At 75.2% G+C, this 7,378-nt stretch carries 2 protein-coding genes; both read right to left on the reverse strand.

Going from position 1 to position 7,378, the window contains the following annotated elements; translation table 11 throughout:
* Positions 1–39 precede the first annotated feature (39 nt).
* Complete coding sequence (locus tag ACIPLC_RS27355) at positions 40–915, reverse strand: N5-glutamine methyltransferase family protein (protein ID WP_400475666.1); 876 nt, start codon at positions 913–915, stop codon at positions 40–42.
* Between the two features lie 249 nt (positions 916–1,164).
* Positions 1,165–7,378, reverse strand: a 6,214-nt coding sequence (locus tag ACIPLC_RS27360; protein WP_400475667.1) for an SDR family NAD(P)-dependent oxidoreductase, incomplete at its 5' end; no start/stop codon positions are given.

Genomic DNA, 7,378 nt, shown 5'->3' on the forward strand with positions numbered 1-7,378 from the left:
CCTTCCGTATCCGCGGAAGGGGGCCCGGCCGTCTGCCGGTCAGGAGGAAGGGGCGCCGGCCCCGGTACGGACGGCCGTCGAGTACAGCGGCCAGCCCTCGTGGTCGGGCCGGCAGGACACCTCGGTGAAACAGCCGGACTCCCGTAGCAACGCCGGAACCGTCGCGCCGTGCAGGTGGCCGTGCTCGACGACCAGCGTGCCGCCCGGCCGCAGCAGCCCCGCCGCCGCCTCCACCACCTGGTGGACGACCCGCAGGCCGTCGGCTCCGCCGAACACGGCCTGGCGGGGCTGGTAGCGGCCGAACTCGTCCGGCACGTCGGCCGCGTCCGGCATGAACGGCGGGTTCGCGAGCACCAGGTCCGCCTCGCCCGCCAGCCCGGTCAGCGCGCCCGCCCGGCCCGCCACGCCCTCGTGGACGGAGATCTCGGTGTCCCCGAGCGCGGCGCGACGGGCCGCGTTGCGGCGGGCGAAGTCCGCGGCGACCGGGTCGAACTCGACCGCGTGCACCCGGGCGTCCGGCCGGGTGTGCGCGAGGGCCAGCCCGATCGCGCCGGAGCCGGCGCACAGGTCGACCACCGTCGGCCCGGCGGTGCCCGCGAGGGCCTCCAGGCCGGCCGCCAGCACCAGCTCGCTGTGCACCCGCGGCACGAACACGCCAGGCCCGACGAGGAGTTCGAGGCCGGCGAACACGGCCCGCCCGGTCAGGTGACCGAGCGGCACGCCGTCGGCCCTTCTGCCCACCAGATCCCGCAGCCGCCGTACCGATCTGCCGTCGACGTCCCTGCGCGGGTCCAGCCCGGTCGGCTCCACTCCGAGCACCCGGGCGGCAAGTTCCTCCGCCTCCTGCCGCGCGTCCGTGCTCCGAAGTATCAGCACCGCCTCGTCGAGCAGGTCCCCGAGCACCATCGTCTTCATCCGTCGCCTCCCGGCCCGTGGTGCGGCGCCCTCGGCCGCACCATGCCGCCAACTGTGCGGCCGGGGAGGCTAGGAGAGTGTCCAGAACTGGTGTCGGAAAGGGTGGGTCTCGCCCCGGCGCCGATGGTCGGGACCGCGGACAGGGCCTCGCGGGAGCCCAGGGTCCGGGCTCCCGCGACCCGGGGAGGGGCGGGACGGGGCGAAGCGGGTCTGGGCGGGTCGGGGCGAAGCGGGTGGCGGGTCGGGCCGTCAGTCGGACAGGCCCAGTTCGTTGTCCAGGAGGTCGAACACCTCGTCGTCCGAGGCCGACTCGAAGTCGAAGGCCCCGGTGCCCGAGAGTCCGTCGGCGGCAGCGGCGCTCCGGGCGGCCAGCCACTTCGAGCGCAGCACCTCCAGGCGGGCGGACACCTGGTCGAACAGCGGCTCGTCCGATCCGTCCACCTCGGTCGTCCCGAACGCCTGCTCCAAGCGGTCGAGTTCGGCCAGCAGCACGGCCGCGCCCACGGTGGGCTCGGGCTCCAGACCGAGCCGCTCGAACAGGTGGTCCGCCAGCTCAGCCACCGTCGGGTGGTCGAAGACCAGGGTGGCCGGGAGGCGCAGGCCCACCAGCCCACCCAGGCGGTTGCGCAGCTCGACCGCCGTCAGCGAGTCCAGCCCGAGGTCCTGGAAGGCCCGCTGCTGGTCCACCCCGGACGCCTCGGTGTGGCCGAGGACCGCGGCCACCTGCCGGCGGACCGCCTCCAGCAGCGCCTCTCGCCGCTCGGCCCCCGACAGCTCGGACAGCCGCCGTACGAACTCGGCGCCGCCGCCCGCCCCACCGCCCGCGACCGAGCCGCGCCGCACCGGCACGCGCACCAGGCCGCGCAGGAGCGGCGGGATCTCCCCACGCTTCCGGAGGACCGCCGAGTCCAGCCGCAGCGGCAGGACGGCGGGCTCCGCGCCGACCGTGGCCGCGTCGAACAGCGCGAGCCCCAGCTCCGGCGTGAGCGGCGGTGTCCCGGCCCGGGCCAGGCGCTCGGCCTCGGCGTCGGTGAGGGTGCCGGTCATGCCGCCGGTGCCGGTCCACGGGCCCCACGCCAGCGAGACGGCGGGCAGGCCGAGGGAGCGGCGGTGGCGGGCGAGTGCGTCCAGGAAGGCGTTGGCGGCGGCGTAGTTGCCCTGACCGGGGTTGCCGAGCGTACCGGCCGCCGAGGAGAACAGGACGAAAGCGGTGAGGTCGAGACCTTCGGCGGCCCGGTGGAGGTTCCACGCCGCGTCCGCCTTCGGGCGCAGGACGGCGCCGATCCGCTCGGGCGTGAGCGAGCCGATCGTCCCGTCGTCCAGGACACCCGCGGTGTGCACCACCGCGCGGACGTCGTGGCGGGCGAACAGCCCGGTGACGGCGGCCTCGTCGGCCACGTCGCAGGCCTCGACGGCCGTCTCCGCGCCGAGCCCGGCGAGTTCGGCGACCAACTGGGCCACACCGTCGGCAGCGGCACCGCTGCGGCTGACCAGGACCAGGCTCCGCACGCCGTGCTCGGCGGCGAGGTGCCGGGCCACCAGGCGGCCCAGGCCGCCGGTGCCGCCGGTGATCAGCACCGCGCCCTCGTCCGGCCAGCTCGGCGCCCCGATCACGAGCTCCTCCCGTGCGAGGCGGGCGGCGAACAACCCTCCGTCGCGCATGAGCAGTTGCGGCTCGTCGACGGTCAGGGCCTCGGGCATCAGCCCGGTCTCGGCGGTGGCGAGGTCGAGCAGGCCGAACCGGCCCGGCTCCTCCGACGCCGCCGAGCGCACCAGGCCCCAGGCCGCGGCGCCGGCGAGGTCGGCGCCGGACACCGCGCCCCGCGTGACGAACACCAGGCGCGAGGCGGCGAACCCCTCGTGCGAGAGCCACATCTGGACCAGGTCCAGAACGGAAGCCACCCGGGCGTGCACCGACTCGGCTCCGCCGGCGGGGAGTTCGGCCACGACCACCGGCGGCACGTCGGACCGTGCGGCGAGCTCGGCCAGCGCCTGCGCGTTCGGCTCGACGGCGACGAACGCCACGTCCGCGTCGGCGGGCGCCTGCACCGGGATCCAGCCGAGGCGGAACAGCGCGTCGTGGCCGGCCGGGCGGGCGGAAGCCCCGAGCTGCTCGGCGACGACCGGCCGGACGGTGAGCGAGCCCACCGACGCCACCGGCCGGCCCTGCGCATCGGCCGCGGCGAGCGCCAGCCCGCCGGACGCCGACGGCGCCAGCCGGACCCGTAGCGCGGACGCCCCCGAGGCGTGCAGCGCGACGTCCTCCCACGCGAACGGCACCCCGGCGCCGCCCTCCCCGAGCCCGCCGCCCACGGCGAGCGTGTGCAGGCAGGCGTCGAACAGGGCCGGGTGGAGGCCGTAGGCGCCGCCCTCGACGCCCTCGGGCAGGCAGACGTCCGCGAAGAGCTCCTCCCCGCGGCGCCAGACCGCTCGGAGTCCCTGGAACGCCGGGCCGTACCCGAACCCGGCCTCCGCCAGGCCGTCGTAGAGACCGGTCAGGTCGACCCGCTCGGCGTCGGCCGGCGGCCACACCGAGGCGTCGAACGCAGCCGGCGCCGCGCCCGTGCCCAGCACGCCGCTCGCGTGCAGGGTCCACGGGTGCGGGCCCCCGGCCGTGGACCGGGAGTGCACGGTCACGGGCCGGCGGCCCGCGTCGTCCGGCGCCCCGACCGCCACCTGGAGCTGCACGGCGTCCGTCCCCGGAAGGACCAGCGGCGCCGCGAGCGTCAGCTCCTCGACGATGTCGCAGCCGACCTCGTCGCCCGCGCGCACGGCCAGCTCGACCAGCGCCGTGCCCGGCACCAGCACCGAACCCATGACGACGTGGTCCGCCGCCCACGGGTGGGACCGTGCCGACATCCGGCCGGTGAACAGGAGGCCGTCGCTGTCGGCCAGCTCCAGCGAGCCGGTGAGCAGCGGGTGCTCGGCGTTCCTGAGCCCGGCGGACTCGGCGCCGCGGCCGGCGGGCAGGCCGGTCGGCCAGTAGTCCCGGTGCTCGAACGGGTAGGTCGGGAGCTCGGCGCGGTGCCGGCCCGCTCCGGCGAGCAGCGCCCGCCATTCGACCTTCGCGCCGTGGACGTGCAGGCTCGCGAGGGCTTGGAGGAGGCTCGCCTCCTCGGGGCGGTCCTTACGGAGCGCGGGAGTGGCCACGGTGTCGGCGTCGTCGGGCAGCGCGCTCGCGGTGAGGGCGGTGAGGACGGCGTCGGGGCCGAGTTCGAGGAAGCGGCGGACGCCGGCCTCGTGGAGGGTGCGGACGCCGTCGGCGAAGCGGACGGCCTCGCGGACGTGGCGCACCCAGTAGTCGGGGGTGCAGAGGTCCTCGTCGCCGAGTTCACCGGTGAGGTTGGAGACCAGCGGGACCGAAGGGGCGTTGTAGCTCAGCCCGTTGAGGACCTCCCGGAAGTCCTCCAGGATCGGATCCATCAGCGGCGAATGGAACGCGTGCGAGACCCGCAGCCGCGTGGTCCGCCGGTCGGCGAAGTGCGCCTCGATCGCCGCGACGGCCTCCTCCGCGCCCGAGACGACGACGGAGGTCGGACCGTTGACGGCCGCGATCGACACGAAGTCGCCCAGCAGCGGCAGGACTTCGCCCTCCGTCACCTGCACGGCCAGCATCGCGCCGCCGGACGGCAGCGCCTGCATGAGGCGGCCGCGAGCAGCGACCAGGGCGCAGGCGTCGGCCAGGCTGAACACCCCGGCGACGTGCGCCGCCGCGACCTCCCCGATCGAGTGGCCCGCGACGAACTCCGGCCGCACGCCGAGGGATTCGACGAGCCGGTACAGGGCCACCTCGACGGCGAACAACCCTGCCTGGGCGTACCCGGTCTGGTTCAGCAGCTCCTCGTCCGCGCCCCACACGACCTCCCGAACCGGCAGCTCCAGCACGGCGCACACCTCGTCGAAGGCCCGAGCGAACACCGGGAAGCGGCCGTACAACTCCCGCCCCATGCCGAGGCGTTGCGAGCCCTGACCGGAGAACAGGAACGCCGTCCTGCCGTCGGCCGCGACCCCTCGGGCCACCTCCACGCCGTCCACGAGCACCGTGCGGTGCGGCAGCGCCGACCGCCCGGCCAAGGTGAACGCCACGTCTGCGGAGGGTAGTTCCTCGGCATCCGCGAGCCGCGCGAGCTGCGCGTCCAGTGCCACCTCGGACTTGGTGGACACAACCCACGGCACCAGGCCGGGTGTGGCCTCGCTCTCCGGCACCGCCGACTCGGGCAGCTCAAGGATGACGTGGGCGTTGGTACCGCTGATCCCGAAGGACGACACGCCCGCACGGCGCGGATGGTCGGTGACCGGCCAGTCGGTGCGCTCGGTGAGCAGCTCGACCGCGCCGGCCGTCCAGTCGACGTGCGACGAGGGCGCATCCACGTGCAGCGTGCGCGGCAGCAGCCCGTGCTGCATCGCCAGCACCATCTTGATCACGCCGGCCACGCCGGCCGCCGCTTGGGAGTGGCCGATGTTCGACTTGATCGAGCCCAGCAGCAACGGCAGTTCACGGTCCTGCCCGTACGTCGCGAGCAGCGCCTGCGCCTCGATCGGGTCGCCCAGCGTCGTCCCGGTGCCGTGGGCCTCAACGGCGTCGACGTCGGCGGTCGACAGCCCGGCACTCGCCAGCGCCTGCCGGATCACCCGCTGCTGGGACGGGCCGTTGGGCGCCGTCAGACCGTTCGACGCACCGTCCTGGTTCACCGCGCTGCCGCGCAGGACCGCCAGCACCCGGTGCCCGTTGCGACGGGCGTCCGACAGCCGTTCCAACACCACCATGCCGACGCCCTCGCCCCAGCCCACGCCGTCCGCCGCCTCGGCGAAGGCCTTGCTGCGGCCGTCCGCGGCGAGGCCGCGCTGCCGGGAGAACTCGACGAACGTCGCCGGGGTGGACATCACCGTCACGCCGCCGGCCAGGGCCAGCGTGCACTCGCCGCTGCGCAGGGCCTGCGCGGCCAGGTGCATCGCGACGAGGGACGAGGAGCAGGCCGTGTCGACCGTGACCGCCGGGCCTTCGAGGCCGAGGGCGTAGGAGACGCGGCCCGAGGCCACGCTGCCCGCGCTGCCGCTGCCCTGGTGGCCCTCGAACTCACCACCGCCGAGCAGGCTCGCGTAGTCGGCGTACATCACGCCCGCGAAGACGCCCGTCCGGCTGCCGCGCAGCGTCACCGGGTCGATGTCGGCGCGCTCGAAGGCCTCCCACGAGGTCTCCAGCAGCAGGCGCTGCTGCGCGTCCGTCGCCAGCGCCTCGCGCGGACTCATCCCGAAGAACGCCGCGTCGAACGCCGCTGCCTCCCGCAGGAATCCGCCCGTCCGGGTGTAGGACGTGCCGCTGTGGTCCGGGTCCGGGTTGTAGAGGGTCTCGGCGTCCCAGCCACGGTCGGCCGGGAACTCCGACACCGCGTCCACGCCGTCGGCCACCAGGCGCCACAGGTCCTCCGGTGACGCCACGCCGCCGGGATAGCGGCAGGCCATCCCGACGAGCACGATCGGATCGTCGGACGGGACGGGCAGGGCCGCCGGGAGTTCCACGGTCCCCGCGGCGCCGAACAGGCCTTCCAGCAGGAAGCCGGCGAGCGCCTGGGCGGTCGGGTAGTCGAACACGAGGGTGGCCGGTAGCTGGAGACCGGTCACCGACTTGAGCCGGTTGCGCAGTTCGACCGCCGTCAGCGAGTCGAAGCCGAGGTCCTGGAACGCCCGCGACGGGTCCACCGTCGACCGGCCCTCGTGGCCGAGCACGAGCGCGATCTGGTCGCGCACCAGGTCCAGGACGGCCGCACGCCGCTCGTCGCCCCCCAGGCCCGACAGCCGCCGGGTCAGGTCGATCGTGGCGGGGGCCGTGGCCGCCCGGCGCGCCGGGGTCCGGACCAGGCCTCGCAGGAGGGCGGGGACGTCACCCCGGTCCCGCAGGGCGAGCAGGTCGAGCCGGACGGGCAGGACGGCCGGCTCGGCGCCGGTGGCGACCGCGTCGAACAGCGCCAGTCCGCGCTCCGGGTCGAGCGGCGGCACGCCGGCGCGGGTCATCCGCTCGCGTTCGGCGTCGGTGAGGGTGCCGGTCATTCCGGCCACGCCGGACCAGGGACCCCAGGCGAGCGAGACGGCGGCCAGACCGAGCGAACGACGGTGGACCGCCAACGCGTCCAGGTAGGCATTGCCCGCCGCGTAGGCAGCCTGCCCCGCACTGCCGAACGTACCGGCGACCGATGAGAACAGAACAAACGCCTCGACGTTCTCGGCCGCCCGGTGGAGGTTCCACGCCGCATCCGCCTTCGGACGCAACACGGCCACAACACGCTCGGGAGTGAGGGAACCGATCACACCGTCATCGAGCACCCCCGCCGTGTGGACCACGGCGCGAATCTCGTGGCGGGCGAACAGGCCCGCGACAGCGGCCTCATCGCCCACGTCACAGGCCTCCACAATCACCCCCGCACCCAACTCCGCCAACTCGCCGAGCAACGCCTCGACGCCCTCG

Origin of the sequence: Kitasatospora sp. NPDC086801, assembly GCF_044745805.1 — a bacterium.
In the GTDB taxonomy this organism is placed as follows: domain Bacteria; phylum Actinomycetota; class Actinomycetes; order Streptomycetales; family Streptomycetaceae; genus Kitasatospora.